The following is a 23,747-nucleotide window of genomic DNA, read 5'->3' as shown; positions in this document are numbered from 1 at the left end:
TAACAAAATATTAATATATAGTTAAAATATTCACTTATATTTATTGTTTTATAAGTAAAATATTACTTATTGTGAATATTGAAAATATATTTGTTCATTATTAAGGTTAAGAAAGTAAAAATAGAATGATTCATATGATGAATTAAAAAGGCACGCTTCCGGTTGGAATTGCGTGCCTCAATAATTAAGACGACTTCGTTATTATAAGTATTTAATTAGTCATCAAAACGTTTTGCTTTATAAGTTGGATGTTTTAGGTTCTCAACGGAGAAAATATCATCTAACTCAGCTTCGGTCAGCAAACCGCGTTCCAGCACAACTTCACGAACGCTCTTGCCGGTTTCAGCACAGATCTTGCCTACGATATCACCATTATGGTGGCCAATGAATGGGTTCAGATAAGTCACGATACCGATAGAGTTGAATACGAAGCTTTCGCATACTGCTTTGTTAGCAGTGATGCCGTCGATACACTTCTCAACCAGATTGCGGCATGCGTTGCCCAAAATGGTCATGGATTCAAACATCGCCTGACCAATCGCTGGTTCCATAACGTTAAGCTGCAACTGGCCTGCTTCTGCTGCCATTGTGATGCAAATATCGTTGCCAATAACCTTGAAACAAACCTGATTAACAACTTCTGGCACAACTGGGTTTACTTTAGCTGGCATGATGGAAGAACCAGCCTGCAATTCTGGCAGATTGATTTCATTCAAGCCAGCACGAGGGCCGGAAGAAAGCAGACGCAAGTCGTTACAAATTTTGGACATCTTAACAGCCAGACGTTTCAACGCACCGTGAACCATAACATAAGCGCCGCAGTCGGAAGTCGCTTCTATCAAATCTTCTGCTGGAACACAAGGTAATCCTGTGACTTCGGCCAGTTTTTCAACAACCAATTTCTGGTAACCTGGAGCAGTGTTCAAGCCTGTACCGATAGCCGTTGCGCCGAGGTTTACTTCCAGCAGCAGTTCTGCCGTACGGGTGATGTTCTTGATTTCTTCTTTCAGCAACATGGAGAAAGCGCGGAATTCTTGTCCCAGAGTCATTGGAACAGCATCTTGCAGCTGGGTACGGCCCATTTTCAGGATGTCGTCGAATTCAACGCCTTTCTTGTCAAAGCCTGCTTTCAGCAACTCAATAGAATCAACTAATTGCATCATTGAGTTATAGACAGCAACACGGAAACCAGTAGGGTAAGCATCGTTGGTTGACTGGCTTTTGTTCAGGTGATCATTGGGATTCAGATACTCATATTCACCTTTTGGATAACCCATCAATTCTAGGCCGATATTTGCCAATACTTCATTGGTATTCATGTTCAGTGAAGTACCAGCGCCACCCTGAAAGACATCAACAGGGAATTGATCCATACATTTGCCTGTGTTGAGAACTTCATCACATGCTTTGACAATAATGTCCGCAATTTTTCCAGGGATAGTATGAAGTTCTTTGTTCGCCAGTGCTGCTGCTTTCTTCACCATTACCATGCCACGGATGAACTCAGGGACATCGTTGATGGTACGGTCACTGATATAGAAGTTTTCAATCGCACGTAGAGTGTGAATACCGTAGTAGGCTTCACCGGGGACTTCTCGTTTACCTAATAGGTCTTCTTCGATACGAATGTTGTTTGACATGAGAACCTTCTTAAATTAGATACGTTTTTTTGCTGTTTTATTACGTGTTTGTTGAGAATTAACGTTGCCGGCAACAATTGGCGTGATATTAATCACTTATCACGAAATTGTTGGCGCGATCATATGTTGATTTATTAGAAATGCCTTGAACCTGGATCACTTTATAGTGCTATTTTATTAATGAAATAACATATGTGTGACCGAAGTCACGATTACTTGTGTGGAAAGTTAAGTATCCGAAGTATTGAAAACCGTTACTGTTACCCCCACATTACGTGATCTAATCCCATATTGTCTGATTTCGCATAATGTGAATGATAAATAATGTGGACTAAATAATGAAAGGAGAACCACGTGCGTTGGCTCCCACTTATTCTGATATGCCTGCTGGTTTACATTGAGTCTGTCCTGTTTGTTCGCATTGCCTCCGAAGTCGGAGTTTTGCTGACTCTGTTGCTGGTTATTCTTACATCTTGTCTTGGTGTGTCTCTTGTACGTAATCAGGGCATCAAGAATTTTATGTCTATGCAGCAAAAAATTGCGGCAGGTGAAAGCCCTGCGGAAGAAGCCGTTAAAAGTGTTTCTTTGGTAATAGCAGGGTTTTTGCTGATACTGCCCGGTTTCTTCACCGACTTTTGCGGATTACTGCTGTTGCTCTCTCCCGTACAGAAACTTATAACAGCCAAGTTATTACCTCATATCAAACTTTACCGCCCGAATACTTTTTATGGCTCAAACCATCGTGGTGATTCAGGTCAGAATGGGCAAACTTTTGAAGGGGAATATGAACGCAGGCGGGATGATGCCTCCTATACATTGGATGAGCATAAATCAGCTGATCAGAAAAAAAACGGCGAATATGGCAATTCGAACGACAAAAGTTAGTTGTTTTTGTTTTGGCTAAAATTTCAGTGGATAAGAAAAAAGTAAAATATTTTTGTCATCCACCCTTGAAGTACTGGTCTTAAGCCCCAATTTGTAGCTTCATGGTACTGGTTCTGTTGGGTTCTGGTATCAATCCTCTTACCTGATATGGACTTTATTTATAGGAGATCTCTCAATGAAAATTCGTCCATTACATGACCGCGTTATCGTCAAACGTACAGAAGTTGAATCAAAATCCGCTGGCGGGATTGTTCTGACCGGCTCTGCTGCGGGCAAATCTACCCGTGGGGAAATTCTGGCTGTTGGCAATGGTCGCATCCTTGAAAATGGGGAAGTGAAAGCGCTGGATGTAAAAGTGGGTGATACCGTCATTTTTAATGAAGGTTACGGCGTTAAAACAGAAAAGATCGATAATGAAGAAGTGTTGATCATGTCTGAAAGCGACATTCTGGCAATTGTTGAAGCGTAATTGAATATCTTGCGCTTAGATCTTCTTAATTGAATGAATTTAAAGGAAAGACACAATGGCAGCTAAAGACGTAAAATTTGGTAATGATGCTCGCAGCAAAATGCTGCGCGGCGTAAATGTACTGGCTGATGCAGTTAAAGTAACTCTGGGTCCTAAAGGTCGTAACGTAGTTCTGGATAAATCTTTCGGTGCACCTGTTATCACTAAAGACGGTGTATCTGTAGCGCGTGAAATCGAATTAGAAGACAAATTCGAAAACATGGGTGCGCAGATGGTTAAAGAAGTCGCCTCTAAAGCCAACGATGCAGCAGGCGATGGTACGACTACTGCAACCGTACTGGCTCAAGCTATCGTCACCGAAGGTCTGAAAGCTGTTGCTGCTGGTATGAACCCAATGGATCTGAAACGCGGCATCGATAAAGCCGTTATTTCTGCCGTTGAAGAACTGAAAAAACTGTCCGTACCTTGCTCTGATTCCACTGCTATTGCGCAGGTTGGTACAATCTCTGCTAACGCCGACGAAACTGTAGGTAAACTGATCGCGGAAGCGATGGACAAAGTCGGCAAAGAAGGTGTAATCACCGTTGAAGAAGGTACTGGTCTGGAAGACGAACTGGATGTTGTTGAAGGCATGCAGTTCGATCGTGGTTACCTATCTCCTTACTTCATCAACAAACCAGAATCAGGTTCTGTTGAACTGGAAAATCCATACATCCTGTTAGTTGATAAGAAAATCTCTAACATCCGCGAACTGCTGCCAGTTCTGGAAGGTGTAGCTAAAGCAAGCAAGCCTTTGATGATCATCGCTGAAGATGTGGAAGGTGAAGCACTGGCAACTTTGGTTGTTAACAACATGCGTGGCATCGTGAAAGTGGCTGCGGTTAAAGCACCAGGTTTCGGTGATCGCCGTAAAGCAATGTTGCAAGATATCGCTACTCTGACCAACGGTACTGTCATCTCTGAAGAGATCGGTCTGGAGCTGGAAAAAGCGACTCTGGAAGATCTGGGTCAGGCAAAACGCGTTGTTATCAACAAAGATACTACAACTATCATTGATGGTATAGGCGAAGAAGGCACGATTGCTGCTCGTGTTACTCAAATTCGTCAGCAGATCGAAGAATCAACTTCTGACTATGACCGTGAAAAACTGCAAGAGCGCGTAGCTAAACTGGCTGGCGGTGTTGCTGTAATCAAAGTTGGTGCAGCAACTGAAGTTGAAATGAAAGAAAAACGCGCTCGTGTCGATGATGCTCTGCATGCAACTCGCGCAGCTGTAGAAGAAGGCGTTGTTGCTGGTGGTGGTGTTGCTCTGGTGCGTGTTGCCAGTGCTATCTCTGAACTGACCGGCGATAATGAAGATCAGAACGTAGGTATTCGCGTTGCACTGCGTGCAATGGAAGCGCCAATGCGTCAGATCGTAGACAACTCTGGTGAAGAGCCATCTGTTGTTGTGAACAACGTGAAAGCAGGTGAAGGCAACTACGGTTATAACGCGGCAACTGAACTGTACGGCGATATGATCGATATGGGTATCTTGGATCCAACCAAAGTAACCCGTTCTGCACTGCAATTCGCAGCTTCTATCGCTAGCCTGATGATCACCACTGAAGCCATGGTGACTGAACTGCCTAAAGATGACAAAGCTGACTTAGGTGCAGCTGGTGGCATGGGCGGTATGGGTGGAATGGGCGGCATGATGTAATGCTGTTCATCCTGCCGATGGAATTACCCATCCGATAGGATAAAAACTTTGAAGGCGAGCAGAAAAAACTGCTCGCCTTTTTATTTTTTGTCTTAATTGAATTCAAAAGGATATATTTATCATTATGGTAGAAGTTCCTGTAACCAATGAGGGAAGTTATGAGAATTAAAATTTGGCTTGGAGCATCAGTACTGTTGCTGGCAGGCTGTACAACAAATCATCAATTAACCAATGCTGGCGCTAATGTGCGTTTTGTGGATGCTCAGCCAGGCAGTGAATGTCAGCGGTTAGGTGAAATTGCGGGTACTCAAAGCAATTGGCTCAATGGGATCAGCAATGAGGGCAGTTCTATGCGTAGTGCCGCCAATGATTTACGCAATAAAGCCGCTGAAATTGGTGGAAACGTTATTTATGGCGTAAATAGTCCATCTGAAAATTTGCTGGGTAGCTTTGTACCTCTTGATAGCAAAATGGTCGGTCAGGTCTATAAATGCCCTTAGTCATATTAACTTCAATAAATTAGTCATTACTGACTGAAAAATAAAAGATATAGCCCCGTAGATGAGACGGTGTTGTTATCCGTATGTGGATGTGAAAAATCGATGGGGTCAGTGATAAGTCAGTTTGGGCAATGCTTAAGAAAACATCTTATTAAACCAGATTCGCATGTACGTTTGGTTTCTGTGCGTTGCCCATTCCTGAAAATTTTAAGAAATGACATTAACCAGAATCAGTGATCCGTGGGTTGTTTAATATCACTGGTCTTGCTTCAACCCTAAATCCAGAGGTGTTTTGCTGGGTTCACCCCCAATTTCCCTTGTCAGACGCGGAACCAAATAACCGGATACTTTCGTCAATAATTCCCGCATGATGGTTTTTGCTTCTTCATCACCTACCAGAAAATGGGCTGCACCTTGAACTTTATCCAGAACATGGATGTAGTAAGGTAAAATCCCCGCGTTGAATAATGCATTACTTAAATCAGCTAACGTATCAGCATTATCATTGATGTCACGTAACATCACGCTTTGATTTAGCAGTGTTACTCCGGCCTGTTTTAGTCGTATCATGCTTTCTCGAACGGCATCATCAATTTCATTTGCATGGTTGATATGGGTCACCATGATGACCTGCAAATTGGACAGGGCTAAACGATTACACAGTGAAAGCGTGATTCGATCTGGGATCACAACTGGCAGGCGTGTATGGATCCGTAATCGTTTAATATGAGGAATGGATTCAATGCGGCTAATTAACCAATCCAGCTCTTGATCTTTTGCCATTAATGGATCACCTCCAGAGAAGATAATTTCATCAATTTCTGGATGTTGTTCAATATAATCCAATGCAATTTGCCAGTTATTTTTATTGCCCTTGTTATCTTCATAAGGGAAATGACGGCGAAAACAATAACGGCAATTGACAGCACATCCTCCTTTTACCAATAACAAGGCCCGATTGCGATATTTGTGCAACAGGCCAGGCACAACGCTTTGCTGTTCCTCCAATGGATCGGTGGAAAAACCAGAGGTTGTAGCAAATTCTTCCCGGGCAGTCAGGACTTGCAATAACAGAGGATCACGGGGATCACCTTTTTTCATTCGTGTGAGAAACGTTCTTGGCACACGCAGAGGAAACAAACGCCTTGCTTCAGTACCTTCTTTTAGTATTGCATGCGTGTTCAGGGATAATAATTGTAATAACTCACTGGGATCAGTAATAACATCCGCAAGTTGTTTTAGCCAGACTTCTCTGACAGGGTGAATATGGGTTATAATGTGTGCCATTTTTTGGCTAAGCCATTTTGTTAAAAATTAGAGGATCTCCATGGCTACTTATAGTACCAATGAATTCCGTTCAGGTCTTAAAATCATGTTAGATGGCGAGCCGTGCGCTATTCTTGACAGTGAATTTGTTAAACCAGGTAAAGGTCAGGCATTTGCCCGTGTTCGTATTCGTAAGCTGATTTCTGGTAAATTGCTAGAAAAAACTTTTAAATCAACAGATTCTGTTGAAAGTGCAGATGTCATGGATGCCAACCTGACTTATTTGTACAACGACGGTGAGTTCTGGCATTTCATGAACAACGAAACTTTCGAGCAGCTGGCTGCGGATGAGAAAGCCGTTGGTGATAATGCAAAATGGCTGATCGATCAGGCAGAATGTATTCTGACTCTGTGGAATGGTCGTCCTATCGCTGTCACTCCACCAAATTTCGTTGAACTGGAAATAATTGATACCGATCCGGGCCTGAAAGGTGATACCGCAGGTACTGGTGGTAAACCAGCAACTTTAAGCACTGGTGCGGTAGTAAAAGTACCTCTGTTTGTACAGATTGGTGAAGTCATTAAAGTTGATACCCGTTCTAACGAATACGTTTCTCGCGTAAAATAATCGAGTTTTGTTATTCTAGAAAAACCGTAGCCTCTTCGTCTAGTGGCTGCGGTTTTTTTATTGTGTTCTACCAGACGTTATCATTGAAGCCATTAAAGGGGATGGCTATAATTCTCTTTCATTTCTTATCGTTATCTGGGACGGCCCGGATAAACGTCATCTCATTGGGGACGGCCCCATTTGTCATCAGATAAAGGGAAAATCATGTCTTGGTTGATCCTTCTCATTGCTGGTTTATTAGAAGTGGTTTGGGCAGTAGGCCTGAAATATACCCAAGGTTTTTCACGTTTGATACCGAGTTTGATTACAATTAGTGCAATGGTTACCAGTGTGGGGCTGTTGGCTTATGCCATGAAAAATCTACCAGTAGGCACTGCGTATGCTGTATGGACTGGTATTGGTGCGGTGGGAACAGCAATTTTCGGCATAATGGTACTGGGGGAATCAGCAAATTTTTTCAGAGTGTTTAGCCTTGCTTTGATTGTCTTGGGGATTATAGGCTTGAAGCTAGCGAGCTGATTATTGATGAATGAACCCAGCATTGCGCTGGGTTCTATTTTGGTTCATTTTTTTGCATAGCGCGACGGCCATATTTCTTCTGGCGTGCGCTCCAACGCAGTTGCAATAAGACGTTCACCTTTTGGCCAGTGACGTTGCAATGCATTGGCAAGAGTTGATGATGCCAGTCCTGCATCCCGTGATACCTCTGACAATGTTGTTCCACGTTTTTTCAGTTCAGCGATGATATCAGCGGAATGCCAGTCTTTTTTTTCCATTCTTGGGATCTCCAATTATCTATCATTTTTTCAATTAAAAAGTTAGTAATTAATCAGTAGACTATAAGTCACATATCATAGCATAACTCAGATTGAAACGTGACTTATAGTCCGTGGTCGGATAAGTAACACGAATCGATACTTATCGGATGAAAAAATCGAACAACATCAGATCCCTTTTTGGGCAAAGAATTAGACATCTCAGGAAAGCAGCAGGAATGTCACAGGAGGCTTTTGCCGATAAATGTGGATTGGATAGAACCTATGTCAGCGGCATTGAACGTGGTGTCAGAAATCCTACCTTAGAAATTATTTATGTAATCGCCAATGGATTGCAGATTGAACTAAATGATTTGTTTGATTTTGAGGCGATATCTCTCCCCCATTAAAGCCGCTCAGACATATCCAATATTCTCCTTGTCTTTCAGGCAGCAGCATTGTTAGCTACACTCACTCACCCCAGTCACATAGTTATCTATGTGACTGGGATTTTCTTTCAAGACATACGCACTGCAACGCGACATCAATCGGATATATTGCAATTTTGCTTGTTACAGGGTATCGGCATTCTTATTCATTTTTTGAATATGATATTTGTTTTTGTCATATTATTGAGCAATGCTGTGTGGAATTTGGTGGGCAGATAAGCTTTGATTAAATTTCAGCCGGAAATAAGATGATGTTATTGATCCCTGAGCTTGCAATTGGAGCGGTTGTTGGTTTGATTATCAGCACTACTAGTGTTGGCGGTGGAGTGATAGTTTTGCCAATCCTCACCTACTTTTTTGGATTGGATGCACTGACCGCTGTAGCAACAGCCAATCTTCTATCAATGTTGATGAAAATATCATCTTCTTATATGCACTTTCGTATGGGTAATATTCCCCTGCGCCAATCTTTTGTGATCCTGCTGATTATGATACCCGGTACGGTACTGGCGAGTTATGGGGTCACTTTATTAAGTCATTTAAGTCACGCTAAGGTTCAGATTGAGTGGGCAGTTAATCTGTTGGTTGTCTTGGCTATCTTGTTTTCTCTTTACCTTTTTTATCGCCGGATACAACAACCGCAAAAATCAGGAAGTCAGACTCATTCGCCGTCCGGGCTGATTAAACCTCTTTTACTGCCCGGCTCAGGTGCCGGATTGGTGCTGGGAGCAACAGGAGTGGGGGGCGGTATTGTTGTGTTGCCATTGCTGTTACGTTATTCGCAGATGAATATTAAACAGGCGATTGGAGCTTCTCTTTTTATCACGATGATGTTATCTGGTTCATCTGCTTTTGCTTATGCACATGGTAGTCATACTAATTGGAAGCTGGCACTGGTGCTGTTTGCTGGTTCATTGTTGGCTATTCCTTTTGCCAATTACTTGATGAAGCTCTTATCTGATAAAGTCTTTCAGTACGCCACTTTGTTTCTGATTTTATGCAGTGCTGTTCTGATGGGGTTCCGCTTAGTTGGTTAGAAATCCTTTTGACCGTCAGAAAAGCAGACATTGCTTTAATGGTCAAAAGGAAATAATGGGTTTGATCATTCAAATCGGTCAGCTTGCTTGAGTGATCAATAAGTTGTTTCGCCGATATTTTTTAAGGCATTGATGATTAGCTGCCAAAATTTAGCATGATCCAATTTAACTGCCACTTGCGTATGACAGTCTTCAGGTGGAGGGTTACGGAAATCTGCAACTGTCATTCCTGTTGTTAATTTTCCCGTTAATTCGATATCAATGGGAACTTTTTGGGTAGTCATGACGGTTGGATCGATTACATAGGCCACTGCGCAGGGATCATGCACTGGAGGATAGTTGAAACCTTGATGAGTACGATATTGCTCCCCGTAAAATTTGAGTGCATCTAAAACGAACTGGGCAGAATGAGTTTTAATCTGGGTGATTGCCTCAATAATATCAGGTGTCGCTTGAGCCTGGTGAGTCAGGTCTAAACCGACCATCGTCAGTGGCCATTTCTCATTAAAAACAATGTGAGCAGCCTCTGGGTCGATGGTAATATTGAACTCTGCAACAGCACTTTGGTTACCTTTGTGATAACCACCGCCCATCAATACGACTTCTTTTACTCGCTCAACAATATAGGGTGCCTTGCGTACCGCCATCGCGATATTTGTCAAACCGGCAGTAGGAACCAGCGTCACGGTTTTGGGGGGGTTCTTCATGATTACATCAATAATTAAATCAACCGCGTGACGAGTATCCAACTTCATTGCTGGCTCAGGCAAGATAGGGCCATCCAGACCACTTTCGCCATGAATGTCCGGCGCAGTTTTGATCTCCCGTACAAGTGGTCGGTGGCATCCTGCTGCAAAAGGAACGTTATGAATGTTAGCAATATGGGCGATACAAAGAGCATTATGGGTTACTTTGTCCAAAGTTTGGTTGCCAACAACAGTTGTGACGGCCAGTAGCTCAATATTCGGATTTCCGTGTGCAAGTAATAGAGCAATGGCATCATCATGCCCGGGATCGCAATCAAGGATAATTTTCTTGGGTAGCATATTTGTTCCTTTCAGTGATTATACTCTTCATCTTTTACGTTGCTGGTTTGTTAATCACGCTCACTTATCCCAGATAATTAGTTGTAAATACAAATTAATTATTATGATACAAGTGCAATTCTCTATTCCCAGAATAATTCACCATCGGAAAAAATTTCTCAGCAGGCTATCACAAAACGATAATGTAAAAATCATAAATTGTTAATTAAGTATTACGCATTTGTGATTTAATTAACATATAAACAATAAATGATTTGAGCATTTTAAGTACATATGTTTCATATATAACATATAAAAAATGCATGAATAGTTAACTATCCAATTATTGTTAACTTATTAATAATTTGGTTTTTTATTGTTTTGTTAATACATCTGAATAACCAATATTCAACGGATGTGACAAACGTCCCTGAAAACACAGAATAGTCAGTTGATTGGCTGTAATTGTCAGGGGATAAAACAGATGATCACGGGGTATAATATGAATAATCAAATAGATTCATTGACATATTATGCGGCAACTAAAAAATATGATCTCCGCTTCCCAATACTGACAGAAGACTTGGATGTTGATGTTGTTATCATTGGTGGCGGTTTCTCTGGTATCAATACAGCGTTGGAACTGGCGGAAAAAGGCATCACCAATATCGCTATTTTGGAAGGTCGGACACTGGGATATGGGGGTACCGGCCGCAATGGTGGCCAGGTAATGACGGGGATTGGTCATGATCTCGAGAAGATCAAGCGCCATATCGGTGAAAAAGGGTTAGAAACCGTATTTAAAATCAGCAATTTGGGCGCAGGAATTATTCGTGATCGAATAGCTAAATATGATATTAAGGCTGATTTTTGCCGTGGCTATGCTTATCTTGGCTGGAGCCCACGCCATGAAAAGACGTTACAAGGTTGGTTGAAAGAATTTCGCTTGGCTTCTCCCGATGAAGAAATCGAGTTTTATGCTGGTGCTGATGTTAAAAAAATTATCGGCTCAGATCGCTATACCTGTGCATTAAAACATATGGGGGGCGGGCATGTTCATTCACTTAACTTACTGTTAGGTGAAGCCAAGGCAGTGACGGAATATGGCGTCAGAATTTTCGAAAACAGTCAGGTTTTGAATGTGGAGTATGGCCCAAGGGTTACAGTGCGTACGGCGACGGGTTCGGTTCGAGCCAATAAAATGTTGTGGGCATGTAACGCATTTTTGAATGGGCTTGAACCTACTATCTACAGAAAAACGATCAATACCTACGCTTTTCAACTGATGACAGAAGAACTGTCAGACGAGCTTATCGAAAGGATCAGCCCGATCCGTGGAGCGTACAGTGATATAAGACCTATCATCGACTACTATCGGGTGACCAAAGAGAATCGCCTGTTATATGGTAGTGCGACAAAGCTTATTGAGTATATTCCTTCTAATTTAAAAGCATGGAACCGCAAAATCATGCTGAAAACCTTCCCTTATCTGAAAGAGGTAAAAATAGAACTGGCATGGGGTGGGCCAATGGCTTGCAGCGTCAATCTATTCCCACAAATTGGTTCTCTGCCTAACCATAAAAATGTGTTCTATGTACAAGGATATTCAGGTTTTGGTGTGACTCCGAGTCATATTATCTGCAAGATTCTGGCGGAAGGAATGAGCGAAGGATCTGATCGTTATTCGCTGCTAAGTTCTATTCCACATCTTAATGTTATCGGGAAAGATAAATTGAGAAATGTACTTTTCTCTGCTGGCAAGATTTGGCATCAAGCTTCTGGTTATTGGACAGGGCGCCTTTAATTTTATCTCTGTTTAACGTTTTTCTTTTCTCCATTTTTGAACGGTAAATTTTGAAAGGTAAAAGTTATGATAAAGCCATTAATGTTAGATAACGCACTTCCTGAATTAATGCCTATCGGCAGTGTCACCAATCTTGGTTCTATTGTCGTGGAAGGTGATCCACAAGTAAGTGGGGCAATGATCCACGGAGAGCCGACAGATAATTTGACGTGCGGTATTTTTACCTGCACTAAAGGTAAATTCAAAATGACTTATCCCTTCGATGAAATGGCGACAGTTCATGAAGGTTCAGTAAAACTGACGGATGTCAAAACAGGGGTGATGATTGAGTACCATAAAGGTGACTCGTGGTTTGCGGCGAAGGGAACTGAAGTGCTGTGGGAAATCACCAGTGAGCGTTTTGTCAAACATTATATGGCTTGTATAAACGCGCAAATATCAGGCTAGACAGAGGAAAAGATAATGAGTGAGATTCATTTGCTGGAGTCGGTTGCGGCTTTTTTGCAACGCTCTCACGGGCATTATATTAATGGCATCTCTGTTCTTGGGCAGGGAAATGCCACTTTCTCCATCGTTAACCCTGCATCCGGCGAAACAATAGCTACGGTTAATCAAGGAGGGGACGCAGAAATTGATCAGGCAATGCAGGCTGCATCGAACGCGTTCCATGGCATATGGGCACAAACTTCTCCGATGGAACGGGGAAATTGTTTAAATCGCCTTGCTGACTTACTGCAAAAGAATAGTGAAGAATTGGCTCAACTTGAAAGCCTGTGTTCGGGTAAACCCATCCAATTATCTCGTATGCTTGACGTCGGGGCATCCGCCGATTACTTACGCTACTTTGCAGGATGGTCAAGCAAAATCAGCGGTGAAACCCTGAATGTTTCGTTACCATCGTTTAAGGGAGAAAAATATACTGCGTTTACTCGTCGTAAGCCTGTTGGTGTCGTGGTTGGCATTATTCCGTGGAATTTCTCCATAATGATCTCTATCTGGAAATTGGGAGCGGCATTGACCAGTGGCTGTACGATTGTGCTTAAACCCAGTGAATATACGCCCTTAACCATGCTCCGTGTAGCAGAGCTGGCAAAAGAGGCTGGCATTCCAGATGGCGTGATTAACATCGTCAATGGTTCCGGCCCTCGTGTTGGATCATCCCTGATAAACCATCCTCAATGTTCCAAAGTGACTTTTACAGGATCAGTTCCGACAGGAGTGATCGTGGGTAAATCTGCGCTGGAGCAAGGAATGAAGCGCACAACACTGGAGCTTGGAGGCAAAAACGCGGCTGCTTTCCTGTCTGATATGGCAGTTGAAAAAATTGTCGATGGCATCCTGGAAGCGGGATATGTCTATCAGGGGCAAATTTGTGCTGCTGCGGAACGTTTCTATATTCCATCAATTCACATGGATGCCGTCTTGGAATTATTGTCTGAACGTCTGTCAGCCATGAAAATTGGCTCCCCCCTCGACGAATCAACAGAAATGGGACCATTGGCGAATAAGCCGCACTACGAAAAAATTCTCTCTTTGTTTGAGCAAGCACGTCAGGATGGCTGTGAAATTGTGTATGGAGGCTATGCGCTGGAAAGGCCGGGATTTTTTGTCGCGCCAACGATTGTCAGAGCCAATAGTCCTGAAGATACATTGATGAAAGAAGAGACATTCGGGCCGATTGGTACTTTCCTCAGTTATGATGATGAGGAAGAGCTGATTACCATGATGAATTCAACACCATTTGGTTTGTCTGCCAGTTTATGGACGAATGACCTAAGTAAAGCGATGCGCATGACACCTCGCATTGAGGCTGGGATTCTATGGATCAATATGCATACATTCCTGGACCCCGCAGTCCCATTCGGAGGCATGAAATCTTCAGGGATTGGTCGTGAGTTTGGTAGTGCGTTTATTGAACACTACACCGAACTTAAGTCAGTCATGATACGTTATTGATGGACTAGATTGACTATATCGGCAGAACGTTGCGTGGCTTTTGGCTGCTGTGGCGCTCTGCCTTATTTTTGAAGAACGTTTCCTGTCATCATAATGTCGTCATAGATTCAAATAATTGTCATGTGACATATCTATTATCCAAGCAATTCAAGGTAATGATTTTTTACTACTTATCTGATTGCAAGGAAAACACTATGTCGCCTAATTATGAAAAAATTCTGCTTGCTGCTGTGGTTACTGTATTGATGGCAGGAGCCACTGTGCCTGCATGGGCTACCAGCGATTCGAACCATATCGCGCAACAGCGTGCAGCACAGGGCAACATTACAGAATTTGGTGGTGCACGCCGTCTCACACAGGATCAGACAGAAACACTTAAAGCTGCTTTAAGCAACACCAAGGCTAAGAATGTGATCCTATTTATCGGCGACGGCATGGGTGATTCTGAGATTACTATCGCCCGTAATTACGCAGAAGGTGCTGGTGGATTCTTTAAAGGGATTGATGCCTTGCCATTTACCGGGCAATACACTCATTATTCGCTGGATAAGAAAACGCAAAAACCCAACTATGTTACAGACTCTGCGGCTTCCGCTACAGCTTGGGCTACGGGAGTAAAAACCTATAACGGCGCATTGGGAATTGATGTTTTTGGTAAAGCTCACTCATCTCTTTTGGAATTGGCCAAAAGAAACGGTAAGGCAACAGGGAATGTGACCACGGCTGAAATTCAGGATGCAACGCCAGCGGCTTTGTATGCTCATGTTACGGGGCGTAAATGCTATGGGCCAGAAATAACTTTGCAGAAATGTCCTTCTGATGCATTGGGAAATGGGGGTAAAGGCTCTATTACGGAACAGTTACTGGTAGCACGCGCTGATATTACATTGGGTGGCGGGGCAAAATCCTTTATTCAGAAATCAGTATCTGGTGCCAATGCAGGAAAAACATTGCAACAACAAGCACTAGATTTAGGATATCAGTGGATAACTGACGCTAAGTCGTTATCCGCCATCAAAGAAGCTAATCAACAAAAGCCTCTGTTAGGTTTATTCCATGATGGAAATATGAACGTCGCCTGGGAAGGACCAAAAGCAGTTTATCACGGTAATATCAATGAAAAGCCAGTAAAGTGCAAGGCGAATGCTAAATTAGACCCTAATGCCCCGACGTTGGAACAAATGACAGAGAAAGCGATTGATTTACTGAAAGAGAATAAAAATGGCTTTTTCCTGCAAGTTGAAAGTGCCTCAATTGATAAACAGGATCACAATGCCAATCCTTGTGCCCAGATTGGTGAAACCGTTGCTTTAGATAAGGCAGTACAAGTTGGTCTTAAATTTGCGAAAGAGTATGGCGATACTTTGGTGATTGTGACTGCCGATCACGCGCACTCCAGCCAGATCATTGAGCCTGATGTGAAATCAACGGGTTTAACCCGTTCACTGATCACTAAAGATGGCGCAGTTATGACGGTAAATTACGGTAACTCAGAAGGAAACAGTCAAGAACATACAGGTGCACAACTACGTGTTGCCGCTTATGGCCCATATGCTGCCAATGTCGTGGGTTTGACTGATCAAACGGATCTGTTCTTTACCATACGTGATGCGATGAATTTAAAACAATAATGGTAATAAATGGGAAGAATACGTCAGTTATTCCGACAGGAATTCCCGAATCTTGAACGCGCTGAATTAACAACGCGGGGAGCATTATCCCGCGTTTTTTCTTGAAAATTATCTCTGATAATTTCTGTCATTTATTTCCCGCTTATGATTAAATCTCTATCATACTTGATATTGATAATCATTATCATTTTATGGGGTATTATGATTCGGGCAAAGCGGAATTTAAAGCTGATATTTTGGCAAAGGATGACGGGGTTCTGGGGCATACTGTTGTCCAGCCTGATAGTATCAGTGTTAGTTGTAACAGTATTAGTCCTTGCGGGGGCAGGAATAGAACAATTCAAGGCCAGTATTCAGGTCGCGATGCTTTTGACGCTTGTACTATTGTTTCATCGTAATGCGCGTCATTTCTTGTTGTTTCCTGCTGGTATCGCTGTTATGTGTAGTTTGTTTGGCAGTTTTCGTTATTTAGGATATTTTTGAAGTAAATCATTGGATAACAGACAGAGAAAAGAACTGAAACTAATAAGAAAAGCGGAAAAAATAGAATAGAGACAAACAGAAAAAATGAAACAGTGGTGCGAAGGGGGGGACTTGAACCCCCACGTCCGTAAGGACACTAACACCTGAAGCTAGCGCGTCTACCAATTCCGCCACCCTCGCAGGTACTGTCATTTATCCGATTTATTTAACTGCTAGTTGTCTGATTTGGTGCGAAGGGGGGGACTTGAACCCCCACGTCCGTAAGAACACTAACACCTGAAGCTAGCGCGTCTACCAATTCCGCCACCCTCGCATATATCAGACACTATCACTCAAATGGATAGCATGGAGGCGCATTCTAGAGATTTTATAGCTGGCGTCAATCATTATTTAGTGGAAAAAAGAGTGATTGGTGTAAAAATCGACAGGTTGATATTCAGGCGGAGACTAAGAAGAAATAAAGAGAAAATAGAGAAAAGCGGCATTGCCTGCCCATAAAATCGGAGCAGGCAAAACAGAGATCGTATTTGACGCCTGAGTTATCTCTTCGTTGCCTGATAAACTTTAAATTTACCTGTCTGAGCAATGACTTTATGGTTGCCAAAAGTTTTATCCAACAAGCTAGGATAAGGCAGGAAAGCGTTTGCAACGATCCGGAACTGCCCACCTGATTTTAGATAGCTTGGCGCCATGCGGATCATATCCTCGGTTGCAGTCAAAGTAGTTTTCAACCCATCATGGAATGGAGGATTAGAAATAATCCAGTCAAATTTCTCTTCAATAGCAGAATATACATTGCTGGTAACAACATTACCTTCCAGTTTATTGGCTTTCAATGTTGCCTTACTGGATGTAATAGCGGCAGCATTGACATCGCTCAGGGTCAGAGTCAAATCAGGGTTTTTCTTACCCAAAACAGTTGCCAAAATCCCTGAACCACAGGCGATATCCAAAAGACTGCCAGAAATAGGCGCATCAAATGTCGAAAGTAGCAAGCGACTGCCGACATCCAAATCGTCTTGGCTGAACACACCGGGCAATGTATTGATGGTGGTATCACCTACCTGATAACTGTTCCACCAATTGTTTTGATCAAACTGAACCTGATTTTTAAGCTGACCATAAAACAGGCTACAGCGGCGGGCGGTATCAATTTTGTGAAAAGTTGCAATACCTTCCATTAATTTATCAACACTACGTACACCACTGCGATTTTCACCCACAATAAAAATATCTGTTCCAGTAGGCAGAATGGAAAACAGACTACGTAGCTGGAAACGTGCTTCCTGTTTGCTTTTTGGCCAGTAATAAATCAGCGTATCGCACCCTTTAATAAATGCGCTGTCTGCTACAAGACCAAACTGAGCACTGTCGCCGAGTTGACGGATCAGAGATTGCCAGTGGTGGTATTGGTTAGTATGCACACGAACACTTGCTGCTTCGATTTCCGTTGCGAGATTGTCCTGTAAATCACCGGCGAAAAGCAGATGATGTGAGCTAAATTGCTCATGATGGCGCAGGATAACTTCGCTGGCCGGGGTTAATACTGACATCTATGTATAGCTCCTTATAAATCTTTATCCAAGTATCAATACCAGTTGGGCAGAACTAAAGTGCCATGCTAATTGGCGCTAAGTTAAGCCCTCTGATAATATATTACCTGTTGTTTTCTTATGACAGATGGAATAAAACACGATGACGAAGCGTGACAGATTACTCTCCCGATTGGGGATCATTCAATGGGTTTTGCGCAGCCCGATGGCGTTGCAAGGTGAATTATCTGTCCTCATCCCTGATTCAACCCGTCTATTGATCATTGCTCATGATCATATCGACTTAAGTCATTCATTGTTTGCTGATATTTTCACAGCCATGGGGATTAACGCCTCATTGGTATATTGCATCACGACAAAAGATATTGAGCTACTTTCGGAATCAATCCACTGCCCATGTTGGCTGTTGGGAGTTGATATTACCTTATCAATACAAGGGATTTCTTTGAGAAGCTCGGCATTAAATGACTTATCTCTTGATGGGAATGCAAAACGCGCTCTTTGGCAACAAATTTACCATTATGAAGAATATTTCTCTATTAACTCCCGTTGATCTTCCCTTGGCATTTCAAATAGAACAAGCCAGCCACACGTTTCCATGGAGTGAAAAAACATTTTACTCCAATCAGGGAGAACGCTACCTCAACTATAAAATAACGTTGAACGACCGGATTATCGGCTTTGCAATAACACAATATGTCATGGACGAAGCCACCCTATTTAATATCGCCATTTATCCTGAGTATCAATCAAAAGGTTATGGCAGGGAATTGCTGGCTTATCTCATCAATATATTGCCTGAAAAGCAAATAAACACACTATGGCTTGAAGTACGGCGTTCCAATCGGCCTGCAATCCGTTTATATGAGGATTTGGGCTTCAATGAAGTCTCCATCCGCAAGAATTATTATCCGACTGCCGCGGGAAAGGAAGATGCCATTATTATGGCGTTGCCGTTGTTTGGTGAAATCTGACAGAGATTCATTGTTTTTCATTGGCTGATTTATATTCTCTCACATAGGGGAAAGCACGGCAATCAATGAAGCAGCGTATTTAAAGGTTATAAATCAGGTGAATTATTCACTAGCGAGTCTTTTTTAGCTTTGGGAGCCCGCGCAACGATTGATAAAGTGCTTTCGCGTTTAGTTGAAATGTATGAGAGTGATTTCTTTTTACTATATCCAGTTTTGCTAAAATCGATTTATAGACATAGCCCGACAATCATTGATTGTTTATAGTACCAAGTTCAGCGAAAATAAGCGCCAATTACGATTAACACAACGGATTTGAAGGCGGAGGCCAGCAGAGGCCGCTTCCTAAATGATATCAATCCGTATATAAACTAGAAGATCCCAATTGATGTCAAATTCCCCATTTCTGCAAGAAGTCGCTAAACGGCGCACCTTTGCAATCATTTCTCACCCAGATGCGGGTAAAACCACTATTACCGAAAAAGTATTACTGTTCGGACAGGCAATCCAGAAAGCGGGTACGGTAAAAGGCCGTGGTTCTAACCAACACGCTAAATCAGACTGGATGGAGATGGAAAAACAGCGCGGTATTTCGATTACTACTTCCGTGATGCAGTTCCCTTATGCAGATTGTCTGGTTAACTTATTGGATACCCCGGGACACGAAGACTTCTCCGAAGATACTTATCGTACTTTAACCGCTGTTGACTGTTGTTTGATGGTGATTGATGCCGCGAAAGGGGTTGAGGATCGTACCCGTAAGCTGATGGAAGTTACCCGTCTGCGTGACACGCCAATTCTGACATTCATGAACAAGCTCGATCGTGATATCCGTGATCCGATGGAACTGATGGATGAAGTGGAAAACGAGCTGAAGATCGCCTGTAGCCCGATTACATGGCCTGTTGGCTGCGGTAAATCTTTCAAGGGTGTTTATCATCTTTACCTTGATGAAACTTACCTGTATCAATCTGGTCAAGGTCATACAATTCAGGAAGTCCGCACTATCAAGGGTCTGGATAATTCTGAACTGGATGCGGCGATAGGTGAAGAGCTGGCGAATCAATTGCGTGAAGAGCTGGAACTGGTCAAGGGTGCATCCCATGAATTTGATCAGGATGCTTTTTTACAAGGTGAACTGACACCAGTATTTTTTGGTACAGCATTGGGTAACTTTGGTGTTGATCATATGTTGGATGGCCTTGTTAAATGGGCTCCGACTCCGATGCCTCGCCAGACTGACGCACGTAAAGTCACCGCAAGTGAAGAAAAATTCACTGGGTTTGTTTTCAAAATTCAGGCCAATATGGACCCGAAACACCGTGACCGTGTGGCATTTTTGCGTGTTGTTTCCGGTAAATATGAAAAAGGCATGAAACTGCGCCAAGTGCGCATCAAGAAAGATGTCGTTATTTCTGACGCCCTGACTTTTATGGCAGGAGATCGCGCTCATGTTGAGGATGCCTATCCGGGAGACATTATCGGTCTGCACAATCATGGCACGATCCAGATTGGAGATACCTTTACCCAAGGTGAAGAGCTGAAATTTACCGGTATTCCTAACTTTGCCCCAGAACTGTTCCGCCGTATTCGTTTACGTGATCCATTGAAACAGAAGCAATTGCTGAAAGGTCTGGTTCAATTATCCGAAGAAGGAGCAGTGCAGGTCTTCCGTCCGTTGATGAATAACGACCTGATTGTCGGTGCAGTCGGTGTACTTCAGTTTGATGTTGTTGTTGCTCGTTTGAAGAGTGAATACAACGTTGAAGCACTGTATGAGCCTGTTAATGTTTCTACCGCCCGCTGGGTAGAATGCAGCGATGTGAAGAAACTGGAAGAGTTCAAGCGTAAGAATGAGCAGAACTTGGCTCTTGATGGTGGTGATAACTTAACCTACATTGCACCTACGATGGTTAATTTAAACCTGACCAGTGAACGCTATCCTGACATTGATTTCCGTAAGACACGGGAACATTAATATTTTTCCGGGTCAACTCTCCTGTTGGCCCTTAATTTTCAATATATATTCTCTGTATTATTCTTCAATTTAAGAATAACTCTCTGCTTTAAGGAAAATATTCGTTATTTTTTGTAAAGCTGATTTTATCGCCGCTGTCTAATTGACATACTGTTCTAGTACAGTTCTAGTTTATATTAAAAAAGGTGGTAGGATGAAAAATATCAAATTTGCACATTCGCTACTGGCTGTTGTTCTAGGCTCGGTACTTGTTATTGGTAATGCTCTGGCAACCGAATCCTCTTCAGGAAAAACAGAGGAAAGTAAGGGGCAGAAAATCGATAAATCCATAGACAATACAGGGAAAAAAATAGATCACACTTTTCAGAATGCAGATGCTTACTTAGACGATAGTGCTGTCACAGCAAAAGTGAAAGGAAAGCTACTGGAGCACAAAGGAATAAATAGCAATGAAATTTCCGTGAAAACCGAAAAAGGCATTGTTTATCTTTCTGGTTTTGTCAAAGACAAACATCAAGCAGCGGAAATTGCTGAAATTGCTCATGGCGTGAAAGGTGTCAAATCTGTTAAGAGTACTATAGAAATTAAGCAATAACTGACATTCTAAAAAGGGTGGCTAATAGTAAGCCACTCTTTTTTTATTGTCATTCAGGCGACATATTGCCCAACGATGCAATAAATCCCCGGTCTGGCTTTGGCTGACTTCAGACATGATATTTCCTCCTTAATAAATATTAATATTTAGGCAAGTCTCGATAGGTTCAGAAATTGCTACAACAAACAATAGAAATATTTAAGGATCGGTGAGATGCTGTTTCCATGGCGCTGATAGTTGTCCTCGACAAAATGACTCCTGCTAAACTTACTCATGGCATAGGGATTTCTCCTGAGCAGGAAATTCGTCTCATCGTATATTCTGTCTCCAAAGAGCATGATCTGCGTAAGGCAAGTATGAGCAGAAGATTCTAAATATAAAGTGTTTAATACAAGTTAACCAATTAATCACTTATGTAACAATATACTCATGATATTCAGCAAATGTATTATGCTTTGATATTATTATTGGCTTTTAGAGGGGGGAATAGTGGGGAAACATATTCGAATAACGCTGGGTAATATAGAACCTTTGGCTTATAACTCGCAGATCAAACCTGGGAAAATTGCTCTCGTTTGTGAAGGTGGTGGTCAGAGAGGTATTTTTACTGCTGGTGTTTTAGATGAGTTTCTTCGCCTTGGTTTTAATCCGTTTGAATTGTTTCTCGGAACGTCGGCAGGTGCTCAAAATCTTTCTGCTTATATTTGTGGTCAACGAGGCTATGCACGTAAAATCATCAATCGTTATACAACCGATCCCGCTTTTTTTAATCCCCTGCGTTTTGTTCGTGGTGGGCATCTAATCGATTTGGATTGGTATATGGATACCATATCCGAACAATTACCGCTTAATATCCCTGTTGGGATACGCCAATTTGATGCAGGACGTGAATTTTACATGTGTGCCTGTCGTGCTGATAATTTTAAACCTGATTATTTGCATCCTAATGACAAAAATTGGATGGACATATTGAAGGCTTCCAGCGCTATTCCGGGATTTTATCGTAATGGCGTTACCCTTGATGATGTTGTTTATCAAGATGGAGGTATTTGCGATGCGATACCCGTTCAAGAAGCCTATCTCCGTGGTGCGGATACAATTGTTGTAATCAGGACAGTTCCTTCACAGCTTTACTATACACCCCAGTGGTTCAAGCGTATGGAGCGTTGGTTGGAAGACAGCAGTCTGCAAAAAATGGTTAAGATGGTTAATCTCCATGCCAACAGTTACCGCCGGACGCAAAAATTTATCGAAAATCCACCGGATGATGTGCAGATCTTTGAAATCTATCCACCAGCCCCATTGGCGACAATGGCATTGGGAAGCCGAATTAGTGTATTGAATCAGGATTATCATTTGGGGAGACGCTGCGGGCGATATTTTTTGGCAACGATTGGGCATACGTTTGTGGACGGAAAATTTGGGCATATTGAACGTAAAAGCTATGGTGTATGTCGCAGCGGATTAAATTCAGATAGTGTCAATCATAGCTGCTTTCGGCGGAACCATTTCCTGAATCACGCCAATCCTCTGATAGTGGGGACACCTGCCTCTGATGTGATAGACAACACACAGGCAACAGAGCAGATCATGATGGATAATTTGGATAATTAGATGTTTATTGATACACATTGCCACTTTGATTTTTCGCCTTTTGCTGGCGATGAAATAAAAAGTCTGGAACAAGCCAGAAAAGTGGGTGTAGAAAAAATTATCGTGCCCACGGTAAGCCAAATAAATTTCCAGCGGGTTGCTGCATTGGCAGAGGCTTATCCTTCAATTTATGCTGCGTTCGGTTTACACCCGCTTTATATCCGTCAACATCAAAATGCACATTTGGATGAGTTGAACCAACAGTTACAGAAAAAAAGCGCCAAATGTGTGGCGGTAGGCGAGATAGGCCTAGACCTTTATATGCCTGAACCGCAGTTTGAGATGCAAAAAAGTGTATTGGAAGCACAGCTGAAGCTGGCCAAACAGTATGATTTACCCGCGATACTTCATTCCAGAAAAAGTCATGACCAATTGGCCGCAATTTTACGAAAACATAAATTGCCACGTACTGGTGTGATTCATGGTTTTGCAGGAAGCTTGTCACAAGCCAAGGCTTTTATTGGCCTGGGATTTTATATTGGCGTAGGAGGAACCATTACTTATGACAGAGCACAAAAGACACGTAATACTATTTCACAGCTACCCTTGTCATCATTAGTGTTGGAAACTGATTCGCCTGATATGCCTCTGGCAGGATCCCAAGGCCAACCCAATCGACCTGAAAAAGTTGCACAAGTTTTTTCAGTACTGTGTGAATTGCGTACAGAATCACCGGATGAGATTGCCAATCAAATTTATCATAATAGTAGAGTACTATTTTTACTGGGCTGATTTTAATAGGCAAAACTCATTGAGTTTTTTAGCTG

The 23,747-nt window shown here is 42.4% G+C and carries 24 protein-coding genes and 2 tRNA genes; 19 read left to right on the top strand and 7 right to left on the bottom strand.

The annotated features are described in order from the left end of the window. Positions 1-215 precede the first annotated feature (215 nt). Complete coding sequence (aspA, locus tag AACQ81_RS11235; protein ID WP_237385385.1) at positions 216-1,640, bottom strand: aspartate ammonia-lyase; 1,425 nt, start codon at positions 1,638-1,640, stop codon at positions 216-218. Between the two features lie 354 nt (positions 1,641-1,994). Between aspA and AACQ81_RS11230 the strand changes: the two genes are divergently transcribed. From AACQ81_RS11230 to AACQ81_RS11215, 4 genes are all read left to right on the top strand, one after another. Continuing rightward, on the top strand, positions 1,995-2,525 hold the full coding sequence (locus AACQ81_RS11230; protein WP_237385384.1) for an FxsA family protein: 531 nt from the start codon (positions 1,995-1,997) through the stop codon (positions 2,523-2,525). 175 nt (positions 2,526-2,700) lie between these two features. Next, entirely contained in the window at positions 2,701-2,994 is a 294-nt protein-coding gene (locus tag AACQ81_RS11225; RefSeq protein ID WP_010846340.1) for a co-chaperone GroES, read from the top strand. 55 nt (positions 2,995-3,049) lie between these two features. Further along, positions 3,050-4,696, top strand: a complete 1,647-nt coding sequence (gene groL / locus AACQ81_RS11220) for a chaperonin GroEL (RefSeq protein ID WP_237385383.1) — start codon at positions 3,050-3,052, stop codon at positions 4,694-4,696. Positions 4,697-4,854: 158 nt separating this feature from the next. After that, entirely contained in the window at positions 4,855-5,196 is a 342-nt protein-coding gene (locus tag AACQ81_RS11215) for a DUF4156 domain-containing protein (RefSeq protein WP_237385382.1), read from the top strand. A 255-nt stretch (positions 5,197-5,451) separates the two neighbouring features. On the opposite strand, the gene epmB is transcribed toward AACQ81_RS11215, so the two are convergent. Beyond that, positions 5,452-6,483, bottom strand: coding sequence for an EF-P beta-lysylation protein EpmB (gene epmB / locus AACQ81_RS11210; protein WP_237385381.1), 1,032 nt, complete (start codon positions 6,481-6,483; stop codon positions 5,452-5,454). 40 nt (positions 6,484-6,523) lie between these two features. Here epmB and efp point away from each other — a divergent pair, with 40 nt between their 5' ends. Together efp and sugE are read left to right on the top strand one after the other, a co-directional pair. Continuing rightward, positions 6,524-7,090 carry an elongation factor P gene (gene efp / locus AACQ81_RS11205; protein WP_237385380.1) on the top strand — a complete coding sequence of 189 codons (567 nt, stop codon included), beginning with the start codon at positions 6,524-6,526 and terminating at the stop codon, positions 7,088-7,090. A gap of 204 nt (positions 7,091-7,294) precedes the next feature. Then, the gene (sugE, locus tag AACQ81_RS11200; protein WP_092551336.1) at positions 7,295-7,609 is read left to right on the top strand and encodes a quaternary ammonium compound efflux SMR transporter SugE; all 315 of its coding nucleotides are present in this window, start codon (positions 7,295-7,297) and stop codon (positions 7,607-7,609) included. Positions 7,610-7,653: 44 nt separating this feature from the next. Here the strand turns inward: sugE and AACQ81_RS11195 are convergent, their stop codons facing one another. Beyond that, complete coding sequence (locus tag AACQ81_RS11195) at positions 7,654-7,866, bottom strand: helix-turn-helix domain-containing protein (RefSeq protein WP_092551339.1); 213 nt, start codon at positions 7,864-7,866, stop codon at positions 7,654-7,656. A 218-nt stretch (positions 7,867-8,084) separates the two neighbouring features. On the opposite strand from AACQ81_RS11195, the gene AACQ81_RS11190 reads away from it, so the two are divergent. Together AACQ81_RS11190 and AACQ81_RS11185 are read left to right on the top strand one after the other, a co-directional pair. Continuing rightward, positions 8,085-8,255 carry a helix-turn-helix domain-containing protein gene (locus tag AACQ81_RS11190; protein WP_336885661.1) on the top strand — a complete coding sequence of 57 codons (171 nt, stop codon included), beginning with the start codon at positions 8,085-8,087 and terminating at the stop codon, positions 8,253-8,255. A gap of 290 nt (positions 8,256-8,545) precedes the next feature. Next, positions 8,546-9,331 (top strand): sulfite exporter TauE/SafE family protein, encoded by a 786-nt coding sequence (locus tag AACQ81_RS11185; RefSeq protein WP_237385458.1) that lies wholly within the window; start codon positions 8,546-8,548, stop codon positions 9,329-9,331. A gap of 95 nt (positions 9,332-9,426) precedes the next feature. On the opposite strand, the gene uriH is transcribed toward AACQ81_RS11185, so the two are convergent. Continuing rightward, positions 9,427-10,377 carry a uridine-preferring nucleoside hydrolase UriH gene (uriH, locus tag AACQ81_RS11180; protein WP_237385378.1) on the bottom strand — a complete coding sequence of 317 codons (951 nt, stop codon included), beginning with the start codon at positions 10,375-10,377 and terminating at the stop codon, positions 9,427-9,429. 481 nt (positions 10,378-10,858) lie between these two features. Here uriH and AACQ81_RS11175 point away from each other — a divergent pair, with 481 nt between their 5' ends. From AACQ81_RS11175 to AACQ81_RS11155, 5 genes are all read left to right on the top strand, one after another. After that, positions 10,859-12,160, top strand: a complete 1,302-nt coding sequence (locus tag AACQ81_RS11175) for an NAD(P)/FAD-dependent oxidoreductase (protein WP_237385377.1) — start codon at positions 10,859-10,861, stop codon at positions 12,158-12,160. A gap of 66 nt (positions 12,161-12,226) precedes the next feature. Further along, positions 12,227-12,607, top strand: coding sequence for a cupin domain-containing protein (locus AACQ81_RS11170; RefSeq protein WP_237385376.1), 381 nt, complete (start codon positions 12,227-12,229; stop codon positions 12,605-12,607). Between the two features lie 15 nt (positions 12,608-12,622). Next, positions 12,623-14,116, top strand: a complete 1,494-nt coding sequence (locus tag AACQ81_RS11165; protein WP_237385375.1) for an aldehyde dehydrogenase family protein — start codon at positions 12,623-12,625, stop codon at positions 14,114-14,116. A 194-nt stretch (positions 14,117-14,310) separates the two neighbouring features. Then, positions 14,311-15,747, top strand: coding sequence for an alkaline phosphatase (gene phoA / locus AACQ81_RS11160; RefSeq protein WP_237385374.1), 1,437 nt, complete (start codon positions 14,311-14,313; stop codon positions 15,745-15,747). A 201-nt stretch (positions 15,748-15,948) separates the two neighbouring features. Next, positions 15,949-16,230: a DUF1435 family protein gene (locus AACQ81_RS11155; RefSeq protein WP_237385373.1), complete on the top strand. Its 282-nt coding sequence runs from the start codon at positions 15,949-15,951 to the stop codon at positions 16,228-16,230. Between the two features lie 93 nt (positions 16,231-16,323). Here the strand turns inward: AACQ81_RS11155 and AACQ81_RS11150 are convergent. The 3 genes from AACQ81_RS11150 to rsmC all read right to left on the bottom strand — a co-directional run bounded on the left by AACQ81_RS11150 (position 16,324) and on the right by rsmC (position 17,783). Beyond that, positions 16,324-16,410 (bottom strand) — tRNA-Leu (locus AACQ81_RS11150). Between the two features lie 46 nt (positions 16,411-16,456). Beyond that, a tRNA-Leu gene (locus tag AACQ81_RS11145) sits at positions 16,457-16,543 on the bottom strand. Positions 16,544-16,769: 226 nt separating this feature from the next. Continuing rightward, positions 16,770-17,783 carry a 16S rRNA (guanine(1207)-N(2))-methyltransferase RsmC gene (gene rsmC / locus AACQ81_RS11140; RefSeq protein WP_237385372.1) on the bottom strand — a complete coding sequence of 338 codons (1,014 nt, stop codon included), beginning with the start codon at positions 17,781-17,783 and terminating at the stop codon, positions 16,770-16,772. Between the two features lie 142 nt (positions 17,784-17,925). Between rsmC and AACQ81_RS11135 the strand changes: the two genes are divergently transcribed. From AACQ81_RS11135 to AACQ81_RS11110, 6 genes are all read left to right on the top strand, one after another. Further along, positions 17,926-18,336, top strand: a complete 411-nt coding sequence (locus AACQ81_RS11135) for a DNA polymerase III subunit psi (protein WP_237385371.1) — start codon at positions 17,926-17,928, stop codon at positions 18,334-18,336. After that, positions 18,305-18,757, top strand: a complete 453-nt coding sequence (rimI, locus tag AACQ81_RS11130; RefSeq protein ID WP_237385370.1) for a ribosomal protein S18-alanine N-acetyltransferase — start codon at positions 18,305-18,307, stop codon at positions 18,755-18,757. The genes AACQ81_RS11135 and rimI overlap by 32 nt, the downstream gene beginning before the upstream one ends. Before the next feature lie 385 nt (positions 18,758-19,142). After that, positions 19,143-20,732 (top strand): peptide chain release factor 3, encoded by a 1,590-nt coding sequence (gene prfC / locus AACQ81_RS11125; protein WP_237385369.1) that lies wholly within the window; start codon positions 19,143-19,145, stop codon positions 20,730-20,732. 193 nt (positions 20,733-20,925) lie between these two features. Next, positions 20,926-21,327 carry a BON domain-containing protein gene (locus tag AACQ81_RS11120; protein ID WP_237385368.1) on the top strand — a complete coding sequence of 134 codons (402 nt, stop codon included), beginning with the start codon at positions 20,926-20,928 and terminating at the stop codon, positions 21,325-21,327. Positions 21,328-21,816: 489 nt separating this feature from the next. Next, a complete protein-coding gene (locus AACQ81_RS11115) occupies positions 21,817-22,941 on the top strand; it encodes a patatin-like phospholipase family protein (protein WP_237385367.1) in 1,125 nt (374 codons plus the stop codon). After that, positions 22,942-23,712 (top strand): TatD family hydrolase, encoded by a 771-nt coding sequence (locus AACQ81_RS11110; RefSeq protein WP_237385366.1) that lies wholly within the window; start codon positions 22,942-22,944, stop codon positions 23,710-23,712. The last annotated feature ends 35 nt before the right edge of the window (positions 23,713-23,747 follow it).

Origin of the sequence: Xenorhabdus sp. Sc-CR9 (genome assembly GCF_963897815.1) — a bacterium.
Lineage (GTDB): Bacteria > Pseudomonadota > Gammaproteobacteria > Enterobacterales > Enterobacteriaceae > Xenorhabdus.
Note: the sequence above shows the minus strand (reverse complement) of the source record. Positions and strands in the feature narration are given on the sequence as shown.

Excerpts from the sequence above, each read along its gene's own strand:
- rsmC (WP_237385372.1), bottom strand. The coding sequence starts at position 17,783 with ATGTCAGTATTAACCCCGGCCAGCGAAGTTATCCTGCGCCATCATGAG.
- AACQ81_RS11170 (WP_237385376.1), top strand. The coding sequence starts at position 12,227 with ATGATAAAGCCATTAATGTTAGATAACGCACTTCCTGAATTAATGCCT.
- aspA (WP_237385385.1), bottom strand. The coding sequence starts at position 1,640 with ATGTCAAACAACATTCGTATCGAAGAAGACCTATTAGGTAAACGAGAA.
- efp (WP_237385380.1), top strand. The coding sequence starts at position 6,524 with ATGGCTACTTATAGTACCAATGAATTCCGTTCAGGTCTTAAAATCATG.
- AACQ81_RS11165 (WP_237385375.1), top strand. The coding sequence starts at position 12,623 with ATGAGTGAGATTCATTTGCTGGAGTCGGTTGCGGCTTTTTTGCAACGC.
- AACQ81_RS11195 (WP_092551339.1), bottom strand. The coding sequence starts at position 7,866 with ATGGAAAAAAAAGACTGGCATTCCGCTGATATCATCGCTGAACTGAAA.
- groL (WP_237385383.1), top strand. The coding sequence starts at position 3,050 with ATGGCAGCTAAAGACGTAAAATTTGGTAATGATGCTCGCAGCAAAATG.
- prfC (WP_237385369.1), top strand. The coding sequence starts at position 19,143 with ATGTCAAATTCCCCATTTCTGCAAGAAGTCGCTAAACGGCGCACCTTT.
- AACQ81_RS11185 (WP_237385458.1), top strand. The coding sequence starts at position 8,546 with ATGTTATTGATCCCTGAGCTTGCAATTGGAGCGGTTGTTGGTTTGATT.
- AACQ81_RS11135 (WP_237385371.1), top strand. The coding sequence starts at position 17,926 with ATGACGAAGCGTGACAGATTACTCTCCCGATTGGGGATCATTCAATGG.
- AACQ81_RS11120 (WP_237385368.1), top strand. The coding sequence starts at position 20,926 with ATGAAAAATATCAAATTTGCACATTCGCTACTGGCTGTTGTTCTAGGC.
- AACQ81_RS11110 (WP_237385366.1), top strand. The coding sequence starts at position 22,942 with ATGTTTATTGATACACATTGCCACTTTGATTTTTCGCCTTTTGCTGGC.
- AACQ81_RS11155 (WP_237385373.1), top strand. The coding sequence starts at position 15,949 with ATGATTCGGGCAAAGCGGAATTTAAAGCTGATATTTTGGCAAAGGATG.
- phoA (WP_237385374.1), top strand. The coding sequence starts at position 14,311 with ATGTCGCCTAATTATGAAAAAATTCTGCTTGCTGCTGTGGTTACTGTA.
- AACQ81_RS11215 (WP_237385382.1), top strand. The coding sequence starts at position 4,855 with ATGAGAATTAAAATTTGGCTTGGAGCATCAGTACTGTTGCTGGCAGGC.
- AACQ81_RS11225 (WP_010846340.1), top strand. The coding sequence starts at position 2,701 with ATGAAAATTCGTCCATTACATGACCGCGTTATCGTCAAACGTACAGAA.
- AACQ81_RS11175 (WP_237385377.1), top strand. The coding sequence starts at position 10,859 with ATGAATAATCAAATAGATTCATTGACATATTATGCGGCAACTAAAAAA.
- AACQ81_RS11190 (WP_336885661.1), top strand. The coding sequence starts at position 8,085 with ATGTCACAGGAGGCTTTTGCCGATAAATGTGGATTGGATAGAACCTAT.
- sugE (WP_092551336.1), top strand. The coding sequence starts at position 7,295 with ATGTCTTGGTTGATCCTTCTCATTGCTGGTTTATTAGAAGTGGTTTGG.
- epmB (WP_237385381.1), bottom strand. The coding sequence starts at position 6,483 with ATGGCACACATTATAACCCATATTCACCCTGTCAGAGAAGTCTGGCTA.
- rimI (WP_237385370.1), top strand. The coding sequence starts at position 18,305 with ATGAAGAATATTTCTCTATTAACTCCCGTTGATCTTCCCTTGGCATTT.
- uriH (WP_237385378.1), bottom strand. The coding sequence starts at position 10,377 with ATGCTACCCAAGAAAATTATCCTTGATTGCGATCCCGGGCATGATGAT.